Source organism: Enterobacter cloacae complex sp. SHL021 (genome assembly GCF_049237765.1).
In the GTDB taxonomy this organism is placed as follows: Bacteria; Pseudomonadota; Gammaproteobacteria; order Enterobacterales; family Enterobacteriaceae; genus Enterobacter; species Enterobacter cloacae.
This window is the reverse complement of sequence record NZ_JBMKJG010000005.1, coordinates 239674-255315: the sequence shown is the minus strand read 5'-3', so window position 1 is coordinate 255315 and position 15642 is coordinate 239674. Positions and strand designations below refer to the sequence as shown.

Annotated in this window: 19 protein-coding genes and 2 pseudogenes; 5 read left to right on the top strand and 16 right to left on the bottom strand. The window is 35.1% G+C overall.

The genetic code is table 11. From position 1 onward, the window contains the following. Window positions 1-92: 92 nt before the first annotated feature. Window positions 93-284, top strand: a pseudogene (locus ACOTZF_RS07330) (molybdopterin-guanine dinucleotide biosynthesis protein MobA); the annotation flags it as partial. Window positions 285-360: 76 nt separating this feature from the next. Here the strand turns inward: ACOTZF_RS07330 and ACOTZF_RS07325 are convergent. The 6 genes from ACOTZF_RS07325 to ACOTZF_RS07300 all read right to left on the bottom strand — a co-directional run bounded on the left by ACOTZF_RS07325 (window position 361) and on the right by ACOTZF_RS07300 (window position 4206). Beyond that, a complete protein-coding gene (locus ACOTZF_RS07325; protein WP_129317838.1) occupies window positions 361-1011 on the bottom strand; it encodes a hypothetical protein in 651 nt (216 codons plus the stop codon). Between the two features lie 218 nt (window positions 1012-1229). Continuing rightward, entirely contained in the window at window positions 1230-2330 is a 1101-nt protein-coding gene (locus ACOTZF_RS07320) for a reverse transcriptase family protein (protein WP_272036181.1), read from the bottom strand. Then, window positions 2323-2604, bottom strand: a complete 282-nt coding sequence (locus ACOTZF_RS07315) for a helix-turn-helix domain-containing protein (protein WP_129317826.1) — start codon at window positions 2602-2604, stop codon at window positions 2323-2325. Before ACOTZF_RS07315 ends, ACOTZF_RS07320 begins: the two co-directional genes overlap by 8 nt. 90 nt (window positions 2605-2694) lie before the next feature. Continuing rightward, window positions 2695-2910: a hypothetical protein gene (locus tag ACOTZF_RS07310; RefSeq protein ID WP_008499885.1), complete on the bottom strand. Its 216-nt coding sequence runs from the start codon at window positions 2908-2910 to the stop codon at window positions 2695-2697. 458 nt (window positions 2911-3368) lie between these two features. Further along, window positions 3369-3644 carry a hypothetical protein gene (locus ACOTZF_RS07305; protein ID WP_129317825.1) on the bottom strand — a complete coding sequence of 92 codons (276 nt, stop codon included), beginning with the start codon at window positions 3642-3644 and terminating at the stop codon, window positions 3369-3371. A gap of 10 nt (window positions 3645-3654) precedes the next feature. Further along, window positions 3655-4206: a membrane lipoprotein lipid attachment site-containing protein gene (locus tag ACOTZF_RS07300; RefSeq protein WP_129317824.1), complete on the bottom strand. Its 552-nt coding sequence runs from the start codon at window positions 4204-4206 to the stop codon at window positions 3655-3657. A 631-nt stretch (window positions 4207-4837) separates the two neighbouring features. On the opposite strand from ACOTZF_RS07300, the gene ACOTZF_RS07295 reads away from it, so the two are divergent. After that, the gene (locus ACOTZF_RS07295) at window positions 4838-5215 is read left to right on the top strand and encodes a hypothetical protein (RefSeq protein WP_047361940.1); all 378 of its coding nucleotides are present in this window, start codon (window positions 4838-4840) and stop codon (window positions 5213-5215) included. A 100-nt stretch (window positions 5216-5315) separates the two neighbouring features. Here ACOTZF_RS07295 and ACOTZF_RS07290 read toward each other — a convergent pair whose 3' ends face one another. Beyond that, on the bottom strand, window positions 5316-6881 hold the full coding sequence (locus ACOTZF_RS07290) for an SIR2 family protein (protein ID WP_129317823.1): 1566 nt from the start codon (window positions 6879-6881) through the stop codon (window positions 5316-5318). A gap of 303 nt (window positions 6882-7184) precedes the next feature. Further along, window positions 7185-7997 (bottom strand): hypothetical protein, encoded by an 813-nt coding sequence (locus ACOTZF_RS07285; protein WP_129317822.1) that lies wholly within the window; start codon window positions 7995-7997, stop codon window positions 7185-7187. Between the two features lie 1158 nt (window positions 7998-9155). On the opposite strand from ACOTZF_RS07285, the pseudogene ACOTZF_RS07280 reads away from it, so the two are divergent. Both ACOTZF_RS07280 and ACOTZF_RS07275 read left to right on the top strand, forming a co-directional pair. After that, a pseudogene (locus ACOTZF_RS07280) lies at window positions 9156-9774 on the top strand (hypothetical protein); the annotation flags it as partial. A 30-nt stretch (window positions 9775-9804) separates the two neighbouring features. Then, window positions 9805-10569, top strand: a complete 765-nt coding sequence (locus ACOTZF_RS07275; protein WP_164989323.1) for a hypothetical protein — start codon at window positions 9805-9807, stop codon at window positions 10567-10569. 118 nt (window positions 10570-10687) lie between these two features. Here ACOTZF_RS07275 and ACOTZF_RS07270 read toward each other — a convergent pair whose 3' ends face one another. Beyond that, window positions 10688-11956 (bottom strand): hypothetical protein, encoded by a 1269-nt coding sequence (locus tag ACOTZF_RS07270; protein ID WP_129317821.1) that lies wholly within the window; start codon window positions 11954-11956, stop codon window positions 10688-10690. Window positions 11957-12143: 187 nt separating this feature from the next. Between ACOTZF_RS07270 and ACOTZF_RS07265 the strand changes: the two genes are divergently transcribed. Next, the gene (locus ACOTZF_RS07265) at window positions 12144-12623 is read left to right on the top strand and encodes a DUF4756 family protein (protein ID WP_129317820.1); all 480 of its coding nucleotides are present in this window, start codon (window positions 12144-12146) and stop codon (window positions 12621-12623) included. 78 nt (window positions 12624-12701) lie between these two features. Here ACOTZF_RS07265 and ACOTZF_RS07260 read toward each other — a convergent pair whose 3' ends face one another. The 7 genes from ACOTZF_RS07260 to ACOTZF_RS07230 form a co-directional block, all read right to left on the bottom strand. After that, on the bottom strand, window positions 12702-13022 hold the full coding sequence (locus tag ACOTZF_RS07260; protein ID WP_126502050.1) for a hypothetical protein: 321 nt from the start codon (window positions 13020-13022) through the stop codon (window positions 12702-12704). A gap of 58 nt (window positions 13023-13080) precedes the next feature. Further along, entirely contained in the window at window positions 13081-13830 is a 750-nt protein-coding gene (locus tag ACOTZF_RS07255) for an EcsC family protein (RefSeq protein ID WP_084831986.1), read from the bottom strand. A 98-nt stretch (window positions 13831-13928) separates the two neighbouring features. Then, on the bottom strand, window positions 13929-14171 hold the full coding sequence (locus tag ACOTZF_RS07250) for a DNA-binding protein (RefSeq protein ID WP_100280098.1): 243 nt from the start codon (window positions 14169-14171) through the stop codon (window positions 13929-13931). Between the two features lie 62 nt (window positions 14172-14233). Beyond that, a complete protein-coding gene (locus tag ACOTZF_RS07245) occupies window positions 14234-14599 on the bottom strand; it encodes a hypothetical protein (protein ID WP_117071643.1) in 366 nt (121 codons plus the stop codon). A 55-nt stretch (window positions 14600-14654) separates the two neighbouring features. Further along, the gene (locus ACOTZF_RS07240) at window positions 14655-14891 is read right to left on the bottom strand and encodes a hypothetical protein (RefSeq protein WP_023302109.1); all 237 of its coding nucleotides are present in this window, start codon (window positions 14889-14891) and stop codon (window positions 14655-14657) included. A 50-nt stretch (window positions 14892-14941) separates the two neighbouring features. Further along, window positions 14942-15238: a hypothetical protein gene (locus ACOTZF_RS07235; protein WP_129317819.1), complete on the bottom strand. Its 297-nt coding sequence runs from the start codon at window positions 15236-15238 to the stop codon at window positions 14942-14944. Window positions 15239-15321: 83 nt separating this feature from the next. Further along, entirely contained in the window at window positions 15322-15639 is a 318-nt protein-coding gene (locus ACOTZF_RS07230; protein WP_103180576.1) for a hypothetical protein, read from the bottom strand. Between the last annotated feature and the right edge of the window lie 3 nt (window positions 15640-15642).

Here is a 15642-nt window from a genome sequence, read left to right as displayed (position 1 = left end):
GAATTTGCAGCGGGCTGGAGAAAGGGTCATTCTGAGAATGAAGATTCCGACGTTACTAACTGAGTGTTGTATCTAATCGTGGGGGCAGGTCAGCTGAGCATGAAAGACGTGCAAGATTTAACAAGGATGACTACAAACCAACATCTGATGAAATTAGGCGTTTTCCAAGTCGTCCTAAACTCGTTCAGGCAGAACATAATATTAGTCTAGATCTAATTACTCCCATACAGTCTGAAAGCAAAAAAAAATATATACCGCGTTTAAAACCGCCAAATCATAGATAATATGAAAAAAGAGATAATAATTACATCCAATATCTCCTTTTTCATGGCATGTGTTATTAAAATAATAAATTGCTAATCAACCATTTTTAAATTGTGAAACAGCCATAATAAAATCATCTTCCCATCGCTGCGTTCTAATTGTTCTAGGGTGCGGCGCTCTAAGCGTATACTTCGGAAGCTCTGGGTGATTTAATTTTGAAAAGTGTTTCTTTGGCAATCCATGAACATTATCAAAAATCAGATCTTGGTATAAGTCCCTCAGTCTTTTATCATACTTGTGATTTGTAAAAAATATACATACATCGGGTTTAAGAATGCTAATTTCCTCTTTAACCAAATAGTCTAGCGAAGCAATGTCTTGTGCAAGTTCTGTACGATCTGGTGACCCACAATCAACATCAAATCGATTGAGATTTGACCACGCTATAGCATATGGTTCAATATTTAGTGATCTTTCCACCTTCCTAATTACATTCCAAAAAGCACTACTATAATATGATGATCCAAAATTAAATTTTTGATACGTAGCTCTTTGAGCTGCTATAGAGGGAGATTTATTCCAGCCAAACGTCTCCTGCCCCACAACCATTAGCTTTAATTTCTGAGATGAATAATTACTGATATTTAAAAGAAGTGGTCCATGTAGATTTTTATCTGAATGCTTTTTACTGTACTCATTAAGAATATTAATGTTTTTGATGTATAGCTGATTAAGTCTATCATTCATTTTATTCACTATAAAAACTCCAGTTAATGAAACACGACACCACTAGCATTGAACATGATAAACTTGTAGATAAAAACCACATCTTTTATTAAGTGGACTGGTTCTATACTTCGCCCATAAATTATTTAAAATGAGCAAATTTTGTAATTCACCACGATTGAGACCATACAATTATTGTGTTAATAAATAAGCTAATTCACCCATAATTTATCGATCAGTTAGCTATTTAGCTTACATTTGCAGGTTTTATATTCAACATCCAAAATGGTAGATACACTTTTAGATGAATTACCTAATGGTTTTAACTTTGAATATAATTTTCTTAATTTCTTGATATCCTTAACTTTTCTCATCTCCCTGATTGATTTTATTGCATCCTTTTTATCAACAGCAGCAACTAGCAGATTAACTTGTTTTATATACTCTGCATAATTTTTATCGCCTTGCTGTTTTAATGTATTTATTAATCCTCTAATTTTAAAATACAATGCAAGAATATCCATAATTCTTTCTTTTTCAATTACTTTTTTCTTCAAATTGAAAAGACACATCCTTATGTTATCTTTTCTTTTTTGTGTTGGCCTAAGCTCTTTGATTACTTTTACACCATGTACGATTTTGGAATGACCATTCCTCAAAACTTTTGATTTCTGTCTATTTAATCTAACCCCACTTTTGAGCGCCATTGATAAAATCATTGTTTTTATTTTCGAAATATCTTCATTATTAACTTCTGACTCGAAGCTAATAGTTATATCATCGACATATCTCGTGTAGTTTCCACCTAATTTTCCGACTTCCGCACTGATAAGAGCCTCTTCTTCTAAAAATATCAAGTTGGCAATGTCAGTACTTAACTTAGTCCCTTGAACAAGTGAACCTTCAAGTGTTGATAGCTTGGCTATTAATGATGAAACTTCAGGAGAGAAGTTCATGTAATATTGAAATGCTTTAGCTATCAGTTCTTCTTTTATAGAAGGAAAAAAATCCTTCATATCTTCTTGAATGATAATTGACTTATCACGATGGAATATACAATCATCTATATAGCTGATTCCTTTCCTACCGCCAGTAATATACTCCGGTAGTGATATCTTCGAAAAAATACGCTGTTTAATAAGCTCATGTATTTTTAATAACTCACCAACTACTTTATACGTTGTTCTTTTTTTTCCTTTTCTTATTACTGGTACCGTTTTAAAATAATTCTTTTTGTTTTTTAAAACATAAGCGAGCCTCTCTTCGTTTGTTTCTAGTATTTTGAATAGAGACTCTAATTTAGCAAGTGGCCTGTTTGAATAACTCCAATTTTTATGCATTAACTAATGTATCCATTATAGTTTTTTTGAGCATATTATTGATATCAGAAAACTCATCATTTGCCTCTTCACTTTCAGAAAGAAGGATAATGATATTTAGTGGAATATGTAGCGCTGATGATATTTTTTCTAACGCTGTAATAGTAGGGTCTCTTTGATTATTTTCTATACGAGATAAATATGATTTAGTTAAATCCGTTCTATCTGATAGTTCTTGTAGTGTGAGCTTACGTGCCTCACGGCATAGTTTAATGGTTGAACCAATATCTAACATAATGCACCTCAGATAATGGGATTGACATGGCTGGCTGCTCGTTCAAAAAATGAAGATGGATACATAACAAATCTCCTTAGTAGGAAGAAATCAATGAATATCAGAATCACCGTGTAGAAACTTAACTACAGCCAAGATCCTAGCAACATAGGGAAGATAATCTAAGGCAGACCAGCCTTTTGAATTTTCCCTGATTCTCTCTTCAAGGGCTTGTATTGCATCATCCAGTTCTTTCAAAGAGCTATTGTCTACAGTGTGTTTGCTCTTCTCACGCACTCGGCGCAAAGTGTCTAAAACATCTTTCATAAAAACCTCTCATTTTAACAACACGATGCAACTTGCATCCCCGCCAAAATGTCCTGTGGATCGTGTTGCACACCGTAGACAAAGCCAGCCAACACCCATCCAACACAACTGATTGGATACCCCGCCATTTCAGCATTAAACAATGCCGTATCGTAGATATACGATTGCAACATGCATTTCGCATAAAGTTACGATCACAATGAAGAGGGACATGGGCCACGTCTCGTATTGGAGAAATGGTTGACTGAAAATTTCACTCAGTCCTTTACCGATCCTAGAGGTTTTTAAAGAGCAAAGACAAACGAGTTCGTTCGTCCATGATTTGATAATAGCCAAGTGTTGCCTGACAGGCAACATGTTGCATATATCATTTTGGAATATAAATTGACGTGTTATGCAATAAAAAACCACATCTAGATCCGCAGACATGGTTTCTTTGCATTTACAGTAAGGGGGTTTTACATCCTCCTCCTGAATACAACATTATCAGAGAAAATTACCTTACCTGCTACAAACCCAACGACTGCAATTATCGGTAGGCTGATAGTAGCACCCGCTATGCCTGTAGACATTCCGATCAGGATAGACAGGCCGAATGTAAGTAAGATAACCACAGCAGCATACCAGCCGGGGTAGGCCCCATATAAAACAGTCGCCATGCAACCGGTGCAGATATGCACACCGCGCTGGCTCTCTTTCAGGCAAAACGGACATTGGATTGTATTGTTTTCCACAATAGCCCCCTTACATCGCTTTCCAGCCATTGCTGGTTTTAACAATGTTAATCATGCCTTCTTCAGGTTCATCCATACCCTTGACGCTGGAGAACGCTTTCTTGTCCACCCATGAAGGAACATCCGCCAACTTCCATGTATATGACACGCGAACAACTTTCTGATCACCGTTTCCCGGTTCGGTCCATTCCTTTATCTCAGAAACTTCCCGATGACCAACACAGGCACCTTTCTCACGGTCCCAAAACTCAACCTCTTGGCCCTTGTCCGTGACTTCCAGAACATCAACACTGCTAAAGCCATTTGCCTGTTGTGAAACAGTAAGCAGCGCTTGTTCAACAAGTCCTTTAAGGATTTCATCACTGGCACTGTATCCAGCAGAACGGTAGCCACGGTTAACCTTAATCGGAAAACCTTTGTTGAATACAATGTCGTTGTCCTGCAGGGAGTAGCACAGCTTCGATTGTGATATTTTCGCGTTGATCGCTTTCTCAAAATCGCCTTTTTCACCGCATCCCGTCAAAGCAAGAGCTGTGCAAGTAACGAGTAAAATCTTCTTCATCTTCCTATCCATCCTGATAATCAAAAATGCTTTTATAAAGAGGTAGTCTGCAGCGCATCTGTAGTCATTAAGGCTTGTTCTTACTGGCATAACGCAACAAAACCACCTGATTAACCAATTGATAGGATTCAATTATTTTTGTGGGCCGTCATATCGTTTGTAACGATCAAAATAAAACTAACGATAGATGTAGACTATCATATTTTTATATTCGATCGATATGACCAATTAAAGCACCGATCGATAAATCATTTTCAATCGTTATTATCTATCAATAGCTTATTATCGATCTGTAATATCGATCATTTTCTTGCTAGAGGAATCGTTAATGAGTAGAGTAAACCAGAGGACCACCAGACAGTTTACGAGCTGATTCAAGTGGATAGAGCGTTGGACCATGAGATAAGCGGTTAATGTCGATTTATGGCCTTTAAATAGCTTTGATTAATGCAACATCAGGGAAAACAACCATGAAGGATGCAGTTAGCTGATTAGATAAAAACTCACAGGCTTTTGATAAGCGGCTTTCTTCTTCAGCCATTAACACAAATTTAAGTAGCCAGAGGTATCTCACATCTGGTCCCGGCGTCTTTACGCCTATTTTTTCGTTTACTGTTTATATGGAGTTAACATGAAAAAACTGTTTATCGCTGCTCTGGTGAGCCTGCCTCTTACCGCTTGCACAACCTACGGCAACAAATCTCTGAAAGACGAATCCCAACAAACCGTAAAAGCCAAAATCGTTAAAGGGAAAACTACTCAGCAAGATGTTATTAATGCATTCGGGGAACCACAAACGCGAGCTACCAATGACGGTCAGGAAATGTGGTCCTACTCCAGCATGTCAGGCGAGAGTCAGATCTCGAACTACATCCCCGGTCTGGCCCTGCTTAAAAACAGCAACACAGCTCACATGAACTCCCTTGAGATCTGGTTCAAGGGGAATGTTGTTGAGCGATATAATTTCAGTCAGACAGCGAGTAAGGTCTCGCGTGGGTTGCTGGATTGATTAATTTACATAGTAGAAAGCATCTTATAAATTAACAAATAAAAATAACATACCAAAGGAAGTCGAACAAACATGACTTCCTTCGGTATTTTTATAGAAATTACCAACCATGTAATAGCTTATCATATAAGCAAGCTAACTTTTTAAAATAACTAGCATAAGTTGATTTATCAGGATTCAGTTTCTCTTCATTATTAATTAAAAACTTTTTAACTAATTTCAGATCTAACTTATTCATCAGAAAAGGCAGATGGATTGCTGCTACTTCTGGTGTGGTATGCTCGATAATATATCTAGTATCCTTATCCTTAAATTTTCTTACAAACGTCCTAAAATATCCTTTACATTGATAACTTGTATCATTTCTTAAAACCCATTTATCCAAATTATATTTAGATGCTCTATATTGTGCTTCATCAACAATACCTATTTCTTTTAGGTATTTAAAAACGATTATATTCGGAGAGAATCGACCCGCATTAGGAATAACATTCTGTAAAATGCTATTTGCATCATATGAATTATCCTCATGTAAAAGGTCGTGAAAAAGATTTATATTGTTTATTTGTGTATAACCTAGCTTGCCAATCTCTTCTTCTTTTTTTCGAGCCTCAGCAACACCAACGCCGACAACAAACTCTACATCATCATGTTTTTCAACCTCATCGATGTCAACTACATAAATTTTTGATTCTGTTGAGTTCGACTTAACTACCTCATATAACTGCTCTTTGCAATATCGAAGAATACGGGCTGGGATTTTTCTTTTATTTGTCTCAATAGCTTCATAAACAGGATTTAAATCATCAGTTCTAACTAATGTTATTGGTATCTGTGTTCTTTCGATCGTTGTAAAAGTTTCAGATATTGAATAGTCGGTGAGTCCTTCCTCTCTATCAATGAATATTAAGTTATTGCGTAACTGTGAAATATTATCCTTTCCAATACATATTGAAATCGCACCAAGTAAATCAGTAATGTTTTTATCAGAAAGTGAATAGCCTATAAAAACAACAGGGTGCTCCACAAATATCGTTATCAGCTTTGCTGCTAGGTAAGGATTTTTGTTATTAAACTCATTATAGTCATGATCAGTTAAGATAAGACTTTTAGGCTTATGTGCACTACCGTGTATTTTATATATTTCTGCTATTGATTGCGGATTGGAAAACAATAACTCATTCTGACCAGTATAAACTTTATAGTCTGGGAAAAGCTGCTCAAGAAAACAGTCCCAGTTGGTTGTTATTATTCCATCAACATTGAGCCTTGAAAGTATTTCAATTTCGTCCTGATGCTCGCTATCCTTGATCGGGACTTCGAATGAAGTAGCGAGATAATCACAGATTTCAAAACGTAACGCGGATGTATTATCGGTAACCTTCTTACTATATCTTTCACGACTCCCAGCATATTTTGCGTCACTCCACCATGTAGTATTAAAGTCTTCAGCAATGAGTCTAGCTGCTGTAGGATAAGTTGAATCCCCTGCTGCGAGATAATACTCAAATGGTTTTCCTGAAACACAATAATTATCCAAAAGCCCTTTCCAATCTTTGATTCCTAAATACCGCCGAGAGAAACCAGAACCAACAAATAGGAATGGGCCAGAATTTCTTGTTTTGAAGATTCTGATTAAAGTTTCTTTTAAATCATTTGCGTCCATATCAGCACCTTAAGAAGATGAAAACTTTTAACCAACCATAACCACTTGATATAAAATAATTTTCTGAAAATTACTGCTAGACGTAGTCTCTGCCGAACTTTGATACGAGGATGTTAAGCCTAATAGGCTGATTTACATATATAATCATATAACTCTGCACATCACAACAGAGATCTTAAGTCTATCATTGGCCTGAGCTAATATCTCATAGAGATCGCCCTTCAGCTCATGTTCGGACTCACCGTTACCAAGCATTGCCACATAGACATTGTTCAGATTCCGCATGTGCGCAAGGTTTATAGGTTAACGAACTCGGTCACTGAAAGTCATTTTTGTTAAAAAGTCCTCTCCATGAATATTGTCCCACTCTAACGGTTCTTCTGGCGGTAGAAGCGTTTCTCCCTTGGTAGCAATAGCTCCATCCGCGCTTTTATCCATCATTTTCGCTTGGGATCTTTTAGCCTGTAATCTTGCGATTAACAAATCAATATCCTCTTGGTCATTAACATCTTCTATCACTGACTGAATCGACCTGCTTTTCACTTCAGCATTGCTGTTTGTATCGCGCCTACCAAAATCATTTTCGCTTTGTTCTTCCATTGTTTCTTTCTTTTTTCTAATCTCTGAAACAAAGCGAGCACGATCACCATTGAACACAATAGCAGGATTTATAAAATACCAGTTTTTTTCATTCGTTTTAGCAATAATACGTTTCTCAATAAGTTCTTTTATACCTCTGTAAAAGATAGATTCAGACAAGACGAAGTGATCTATCTTTTCTGCAAGCGACATTGCTTTTTTACAGCTCAGGTAAAAGTGATCTTTACCTATCGCATCCTGATAGATACGGAGAAATATGAAAAACACCTTGTACGCTGTTTTCGTTAAATCAAAATATGCTTTTATCTGGGAAGTGTAGAGCTTAATGAACTCTTCTTTATCGACCTCTTGTGTATGTACTATATTGGCAAAATAAGATTTGCTGGTATCCTTCCTTTCAATAAGTTCTGTTCCTCTTGAAACAGTCAGGTTCTTCTTTCTTGTTTCAATCTTTATCTCTGTCTCAAAGCAAAAAGGATTTAAGCCTAAATCTAAATCAACTTCTATTTCATTCATCACGACATTACCTCTTATTGTTTTATTTATACTTAAATACCATGCACAAAACAAATATCAAGTTTTTTGCATATTTTTTTGCGAAAATATTTTAGAAATCGCAAGTATTCCAGTGACTATAATTTAAAGCACTGTCATTTTTAACCAATAAAATGACATAGAAACTGACTACAGAGTCAGGAAAGCTCACTGTACAGTCAGGAATACTGACCACAGAGTCAGGAACACTGACTGTACGGTCAGTCCCGTTTTTTTGTTCAATCCCTTATACGGCAAGGGCTACAAGCCGATTTTGTCTCAATTTAATTTTGCAAGAAGTAAGAGATAATACTTAAGAGGATAAACAGAAACCGGGCGATTTTTATGATCGCCACATGGGGTTTCAACCTTGAAATGATTAATCATTTTCGGGTTGCATTTTTTATTGCAAAGCTTTCCTTTTTATTCCATTAAAATCCTTTTTTGAAAATCACCACCATCTATGAGCTAACGCTCATGTGCTAAAGCACGGCTACGCCCTGACGCTGACATTAATATATTTTTACTTTCATTAGGTAGTTTCCATACTGGCTAGGAAAGTAAAAAAGGATCGTATTTAGATCGTTTCCTCATCCTGCTTTAAAAAAGATCCCATAGCCGTGTAAAGTGTTAACTCTGTAAAACGGGGTATATTACTCTTCACTGAATGAAAAATATGCGCATAAGCAGCACTTCGTGATTGTTCAAGACAATCACATTGCTGAAACAGGGTTCATCCCTGTTAATGATGGATTTATCCATAAATAATTGCGGCGATAGCCGCTATGTATTAAAAGAAAAAAATAACATATCCCTATAACCAAGCAGCGCTTAGTGATTGTTTTATACAATCACTTGCTGTCTATCATTCAAAGTAAAGATATGACAGAAGATAAGACGGAACGAGTTGGCTGGCGCACTCCAAGTTAAAATCATTATATTAAATATTTTTACGGTGAAATTTTTCTGTACTGAAACCAAACATCTTTCTTCGAAAACTCTGTTATATTTAAAAACCACTTAAATCAGTGAGCGTAATCTCACAAAAGTATATTTTATTTCATTTTTTCACATTTATTTTTGACAATGACATGTCCTGCATTATATAAATACAAACAATAATAATAAAAGGAAAAACATATGAAAACTGATCACACTAAAATAATGACTAACAGTTGTGAAGAAGTGGGCAATTATATAATAAGCAATCACTTTACTGATGAGAATAAAATAGAGACATACGGAATCCACAATAAAAACCGAAAAGTTAAAGCAACGACAAAAGAAAATATTTCTGATATACAACCGGGAATAAATTATCTTCACGCCTTTGTGGATAATCTGGAAAAGTTCGGAAAAAACATGTCGGGTGCAGAATATACAATAATGATCCATTTATGTAAGCTCATGCAGCATGGAAATCTGATCGCCAGTGTTTCACAATCTGCTCTTGCAGAAGAGCTTGCCATGAGTAGATCTAACGTAAGTAAATGCTGGCAGAAACTTATAAATAAAAATATTCTAGTGCAAGAAGGAAAACATACAATGATAAATGCGAATCTCTTTCTATAGGGCCAGTACAGAACATTAAATCCTATAAAGAAACGGGACTATAAATAATCATTGAGAACAGTCAGTAAAGGCATAGAGAACGTTTTTTCCACAGTTTACGCCTGATGTCGATATTGACTTAAACTCAGTATCAGAAAACAACATTATCGATGATTATACTGAGGAAATTGATAATAAAGAAAATATACAACAGTCATTAACATTAAATGAGGTTTTTATGAAAAAAAGCAAAATAATAGTACGTGGGAATAGTTATTGTGATGGTATCATAATTTTATTCCAAATGGATGGAGAGAAATATTATTATGAACCTATATCTTCATATTATGCAAAAAACTCTATTTACAAGATTTCATGCTCAGATATTGAAGATGAGTATAAACCCTATTTAGATAAACTAAATAGCGATATAAATCTAGAAAGAAATGGTGGCAGCATACTACATGCAGCTAATGTTTTAGAATTCAAAAATGAACCATCATACTCTCTGTGTAAAAAAATATTAAAAAAATCAGGGGCAAATATACAGTATTTAAATAACCCTACACAGGAGTTGTGTAAAATAGCGATTCAACATGATGGTTACAACCTTAAATATGTCATCCCATTTATTAAGCAAGAAAGTTTAAATGATTTTTATAAAATCGCTGTGAATAGCAATGGAATGGCTCTTGGTCAGATACCTAACCCATCGTATGAATTACAGTTAATGGCTGTAAAGAACTGTGGCGGTGCCTTAAAATACATTACCAAACCCACAAGGGAGATAGCTTTAGAGGCAGCAAGAAATTACGCCGATATTTTTTCATTCGAAAACAGAAAGAAACTTAAAAAATATTTAGATGATGATTTTATACGTGAAGCTGAAGATATTGAACTTGTTCCACTTATGATGTTTAGACAATCCATCCAATTCTTCAGAGAGTTAAAGGTTCACATGGTGATATTCATGGAATATTTTAAAGCTAAACTATTATCATAAAAGGCTCATCATGAGCCTTTTTAAGCTCTCGTAAATAACCATGCAAGAGGTAAACTCTGAGGCGAACAATGGAAATTATTTGCAGCCTACGTGATTTATTTTTATTCTTTCGTCATTACTAGTTTAACTTCATTCTATTTTTACTTCTCATATCCTGAGAAACAGGTTCAGATAAAGACTGTTTTACATTTTTTAATTTATCTTTAAAACTTATAACCTTTTCATGCGTCTGAGTATAAAGTTTATTAAACACTTCAATGCCCAAAAACTCTCTTGCTGCATCTAATGTCCTGCTCATATGATTTTCTCTTTTAACGGCAAAATCAACTTGAGATGCCATTTCTTTAGTTAGCGTCTGAACTCTATTTATATAAGTACTTTTTGCTACTGGATCATTTATATCAGTAGGAAGCATTCCAACAGAAAAATGAGGTGCATCTTTAAATGCTTCCGATCTGGAAACGACTACATCCCTTTCTTTAACATCACCTTCTTTTTTTATTTTTTCATTAAATCCTTCTTTGTTAAACCACACCCCCAAAGAACTGGATACTCTCTCAGCATGTTTAACTCTCATTACAGCTCGGTTATCAAACATAGCTGTATGAAGTTCTTCTGAAAGATTTCTGTTGCCTTGCTTGAGTATTTCTTCCTGCACTCTTTTCAATGCAGCATTATCAATGCCAGTATCAATATTGAATATTTTTTCATCAGCTTGTCTTTTAACTTGGTAAAATTGCTCGTTAACACTTATTATATCATCTAGGTTATCGACTTCTGCCTGTTCTTTCACTATCGCTACAGGTTCTGGTGTTGGTGCTATGTCTAAAGACTCCCCAGCATATAGCTTATTGAAAACTTCAACACCTAAAAGCTGTTTAGCGGCCTCAATGGTATTGTTCATATGGTTTTCTCTACTAACCGCAAAACTAACCTGATATTCCATATCTTTGGTTAATTGTTCTACCCTATTTATATAAGCATCCTTTACATCTGGCTGATCTATATTATGTTGATACATACCAACAGAAAAGTAAGGTGCGTCTTTGAATGCTTCGGATTTAGATGCCATTACCTCTCTTTCTTTTACATCACCTTCTGATTTTATTTTATCGCTAAAAGCGCTTACATTAAACCATTCGTTCAATGAACTTGAAACTCGCTCCGCATGTTTAACTCTCATTACAGCGCTATTCTCAAACATTGCTTTATGCAACTCTTCTGCAAGACCTCTATTCCCCTGTTTTAAAACAGCTTGTTGAACCCTTCTTAAGGCTTCATTATCTATTCCTGTATCAGCATTGAATATTTTATTGTTTGCGTCAGCTTTTGCCTTATAAAACCTTTCGTTTATTTCTGATATTTCATCCCAAGTACTCTCTTTCATATTATCACCTATATATTTTGTCGATATATTTATTATATTTTATATTAACAACTAGTAAATATATGGCATTGATATATTTTATTATTTGAAAAAAATCACGATTTACCAAGGAATGAAATCACTAATTTGACACTTGTTCTATATTTAATAAAATATATTCATTAATATTATTATAACAAGGCAATATATGAGAAAAGTACAATTAGACAATAATGATTTATTAGCATATTTTAATACGATTGAAGAACTCAAAAATCATCCGTCAATGGACGAATATAGAGCAGGATACCGTAAGCTACGTGATGATGATGCATTTGCATATGAAATTAACAAATATAGATCTGCACATACCACACTACGCAGACTGGATAAGAAAAGACAATCTCTTTTGAATAGTTTTATTAGTGAGCTTAATCCTATAAGTTACTCAGCAGCTAACACCGCTGCTAAATCATCAGGAAATTTTGATTTAATTAATGAACGAATACTTTACAGAAAAGCCCTTGAAGAAAAAAGTGATGCCGAAATCATTGCTCTGGTGATAAAACAACGTACAGTGGCAGCTCTTGAGTTCCAGCGCTCTGTTGAGCTGAGTCTTGAACAGCTTTCTTCTATCTCATCAGATTTTGAGTCCTCAAATAAAAAAAGAAGAAAAATGTCTTTTTAAATGCATCAGTTCAGCATTAATCTGGCATTTACCAAGTATGAACTTAATATATGCCAGATGAATAACAGTGTAATTTATCTACGCTTGCCTTTTGGATTTTATTTGAGAGAACGTTATCAACGTTTGGCAAAATGCAACTACATCACCCATTGTTCTCAGTGAATGTAATGCAGGTCCCCAATCCGCAGGCTCTCCCTCATAGTGGTGCACTTGTAGCCATCCGCCATCTTGTGCCGACGGATGTGTTGAATGTCTAATTTGAAATGCGATACCGTGCTTTTCTCTAGCAAAGTAAACATCAAAAACTGCATCTTGAGGATTACCAGATACCTGATACTCATATTCCGAACCTACAGCTCTTATTAATTTTTTTGCTAAATCTCGGTCTAAAGATTTCATTTCACGACCTATTTAGAATAGTTAAAAGCCAGAACTGAAAATTATCACCATACAAACATCATTCAGGTATTTTTTCTTCAATGAAAATATTACGGGATATATTCCCAATAGTATTGGTGGATACACTATCAAATGTAGCACCAACGACACCACCAACTAGTGGTATTGCTTTACCAAGATTAATAGCACCTTTTTGCCCAAACTTAGTTATAAGTCTAAATCCTACCGCTTTATTTATAGCTTTTATTGTTTCACCAGAAATATTTTTTATTAAGGTATTTGTCATTTTTGTACTAATTGTTATACCTATATTTTTCACTATATCCTTCGCAGCATTTCCGGTTAAACAGGTATATACAAGTGTCTTAACACGGTCATCTTTTAAATCATACCCGCCCATATGTGCAATTGCTGCGATCATACGAACTTGTATAAATATGACGCTTGAAATGTTAGCTGGAATGGCCACCGGGAGCGTTATTATTCCACCAAGGCCGGTGATAAAGCCTGATGTTCCCGCTTTTGTATTTTGCCATCGTATTAGCGCATTAACCTTATCAACAAGTTCTCCATCACCATTCAAATATGGTGCAGCAAGCTCTTGCGCCGAATCCAAACCTACAACACCATTACAGGCTTTATCATAGGCCCAGTCCAGTACCTGCATGACTTTTGATTCAGTGATTTCACCATCCTCACTTTGGGCGGTGTCTTTTTTTGCAAGAACTTTCTTACCGATGCTGCCTAATGCCCCAAAAGCTGCCGTTGCACCTGAAAATTTACCTGATTTTTTATCGTCAGAATCCATAATGACCTCAGAAAAGATAATATTCAGGATAAGTATCGGCAATCACAGATAAAACTTTAGTATTAAAAATCAAACACACACGATCTTGTTAATTGTCATTAACCTATAAGATCCTCCGGTGATACACGATCACGGCCCATTTTCTCAAGCAACTGTTGTAATCTCTTGGCTCTCAATTTCTGAGCCTTTTTCTCACCAATCTCCTGATAGTATTCTTCCCGGCGTTCCGCGACAACTTGGCGGAACTTCTTCAAAAGCTGTTCCAGTGTTTTCATATCTGTCGTCGCAGCTTCAGCTTGGATTTTTTTATACATATACATAACATGGAATTCATCAATCATATTGGTTATCTCCGTTTCATTACAGGATTATTTCCCTCTGCACGAGGGAATATTGCCATTTTTCAAAACTGATTCACAGTCATTTTTAACTTCCAGTATATACGCTCATCAGCATCATCCGGTTTTATGTTTTTCAGTACAAGTTCAATAATATGCTCTTTATGCCAGTATAAAATCGTTTCCTTTAACTCATCCATATTGATATCAGATACATCTTTACCTCTTCCACTTTTAACAGAGTCTTCAACTTCACAAGCAATCAAAACATCATAAAGTATCTCTGATAACATTTCCCCTGTTAAAATATTCATGGCTGTTTCAGGCTGTTTTTCAGAGATACTATAGATCGTTTCGCAATATCCTTGTAATACATTTGTGATAATATTTATTTTCATTTTATTACTTTCATTTAAAATAATCTCTTTCATACTTGATTCTCTTTATTAAGTTAAATATTAGATACATATCGAGTAGGTATTAATACTATTTATTAGATACTATCTTGATGATTACAGAACCATATTCCAGATCCATCTCATCATACAGTGTCTCATTTACATAACGATTTAAATCATCTAACAAAGTCTTATCATTCATGATTTCTTCGACTGAGCTACCTCTTAATGCGATAAATATATCCAAGCTCTCTTGGATAAGATTCATCACTTTAGGTGTTTTTTCACATAACATACTTACGATTACTGACATATCATTCTTCATCTGTTTTTCCTATTGTTTATAGTTAGCCCCTTCCGGGGCAAGATTAGTTCTTACTTTCTAAAGTTTTCTGAATACCCTACCAGCAGCGCTGCTACTTGTTCAAAGTTAACCTCATGAATATCACCACAGTTTTCTTCTTGCTTGGTGAATCTCTCAAAGTTATTCTGAATATGGTCAATCACATAAATAATAAATGGACTCATAAAATCAGGATCATCCAAATAATCATTGGCATCTCCATCGCCATTAACTTCCATAAACATATTCCAGCTTGCGCAAAATGATCTACAAGCAAGATCATAAAAAAGTTCTGTTGATTTGTTTTCAATAATATTTTCTTTAGTCATATTTATACCCTCATAATTAAATGCTTTTTATTCATTTCGTTTGGTATTAGCCCCTTGCGGGGCCGAATAGATGACGCCAGCGATTATGTATGTAAAATATAGTGACTCATCATATGATGTATCTGCCTCAGGTTGACAAGCACTTCATCAAAATATACGTTTTTAAGCGATGCTTTATATTTATGTTTTTTCAAGAACTCATTAAAATCTTTCTTACCATTCTCTATTATTGATTTTAAAACACCTTCCATATAACCATCATCTTCAAGATTATGATAGAATCTTTCCCCCATATACTCATGCATACATCGCAAATAGTAGTCATAGTCTTCGCCACTTTTCAGAACAAAGTATTTTGTATCATCATTACTAACATTTATTCCTATTTTTTGCACTTTCATTTT

Excerpts from the sequence above, each read along its gene's own strand:
- ACOTZF_RS07325 (WP_129317838.1), bottom strand. The coding sequence starts at position 1,011 with ATGAATGATAGACTTAATCAGCTATACATCAAAAACATTAATATTCTT.
- ACOTZF_RS07320 (WP_272036181.1), bottom strand. The coding sequence starts at position 2,330 with ATGCATAAAAATTGGAGTTATTCAAACAGGCCACTTGCTAAATTAGAG.
- ACOTZF_RS07315 (WP_129317826.1), bottom strand. The coding sequence starts at position 2,604 with ATGTTAGATATTGGTTCAACCATTAAACTATGCCGTGAGGCACGTAAG.
- ACOTZF_RS07310 (WP_008499885.1), bottom strand. The coding sequence starts at position 2,910 with ATGAAAGATGTTTTAGACACTTTGCGCCGAGTGCGTGAGAAGAGCAAA.
- ACOTZF_RS07300 (WP_129317824.1), bottom strand. The coding sequence starts at position 4,206 with ATGAAGAAGATTTTACTCGTTACTTGCACAGCTCTTGCTTTGACGGGA.
- ACOTZF_RS07295 (WP_047361940.1), top strand. The coding sequence starts at position 4,838 with ATGAAAAAACTGTTTATCGCTGCTCTGGTGAGCCTGCCTCTTACCGCT.
- ACOTZF_RS07290 (WP_129317823.1), bottom strand. The coding sequence starts at position 6,881 with ATGGACGCAAATGATTTAAAAGAAACTTTAATCAGAATCTTCAAAACA.
- ACOTZF_RS07285 (WP_129317822.1), bottom strand. The coding sequence starts at position 7,997 with ATGAATGAAATAGAAGTTGATTTAGATTTAGGCTTAAATCCTTTTTGC.
- ACOTZF_RS07275 (WP_164989323.1), top strand. The coding sequence starts at position 9,805 with ATGAAAAAAAGCAAAATAATAGTACGTGGGAATAGTTATTGTGATGGT.
- ACOTZF_RS07270 (WP_129317821.1), bottom strand. The coding sequence starts at position 11,956 with ATGAAAGAGAGTACTTGGGATGAAATATCAGAAATAAACGAAAGGTTT.
- ACOTZF_RS07265 (WP_129317820.1), top strand. The coding sequence starts at position 12,144 with ATGAGAAAAGTACAATTAGACAATAATGATTTATTAGCATATTTTAAT.
- ACOTZF_RS07260 (WP_126502050.1), bottom strand. The coding sequence starts at position 13,022 with ATGAAATCTTTAGACCGAGATTTAGCAAAAAAATTAATAAGAGCTGTA.
- ACOTZF_RS07255 (WP_084831986.1), bottom strand. The coding sequence starts at position 13,830 with ATGGATTCTGACGATAAAAAATCAGGTAAATTTTCAGGTGCAACGGCA.
- ACOTZF_RS07250 (WP_100280098.1), bottom strand. The coding sequence starts at position 14,171 with ATGATTGATGAATTCCATGTTATGTATATGTATAAAAAAATCCAAGCT.
- ACOTZF_RS07245 (WP_117071643.1), bottom strand. The coding sequence starts at position 14,599 with ATGAAAGAGATTATTTTAAATGAAAGTAATAAAATGAAAATAAATATT.
- ACOTZF_RS07240 (WP_023302109.1), bottom strand. The coding sequence starts at position 14,891 with ATGAAGAATGATATGTCAGTAATCGTAAGTATGTTATGTGAAAAAACA.
- ACOTZF_RS07235 (WP_129317819.1), bottom strand. The coding sequence starts at position 15,238 with ATGACTAAAGAAAATATTATTGAAAACAAATCAACAGAACTTTTTTAT.
- ACOTZF_RS07230 (WP_103180576.1), bottom strand. The coding sequence starts at position 15,639 with ATGAAAGTGCAAAAAATAGGAATAAATGTTAGTAATGATGATACAAAA.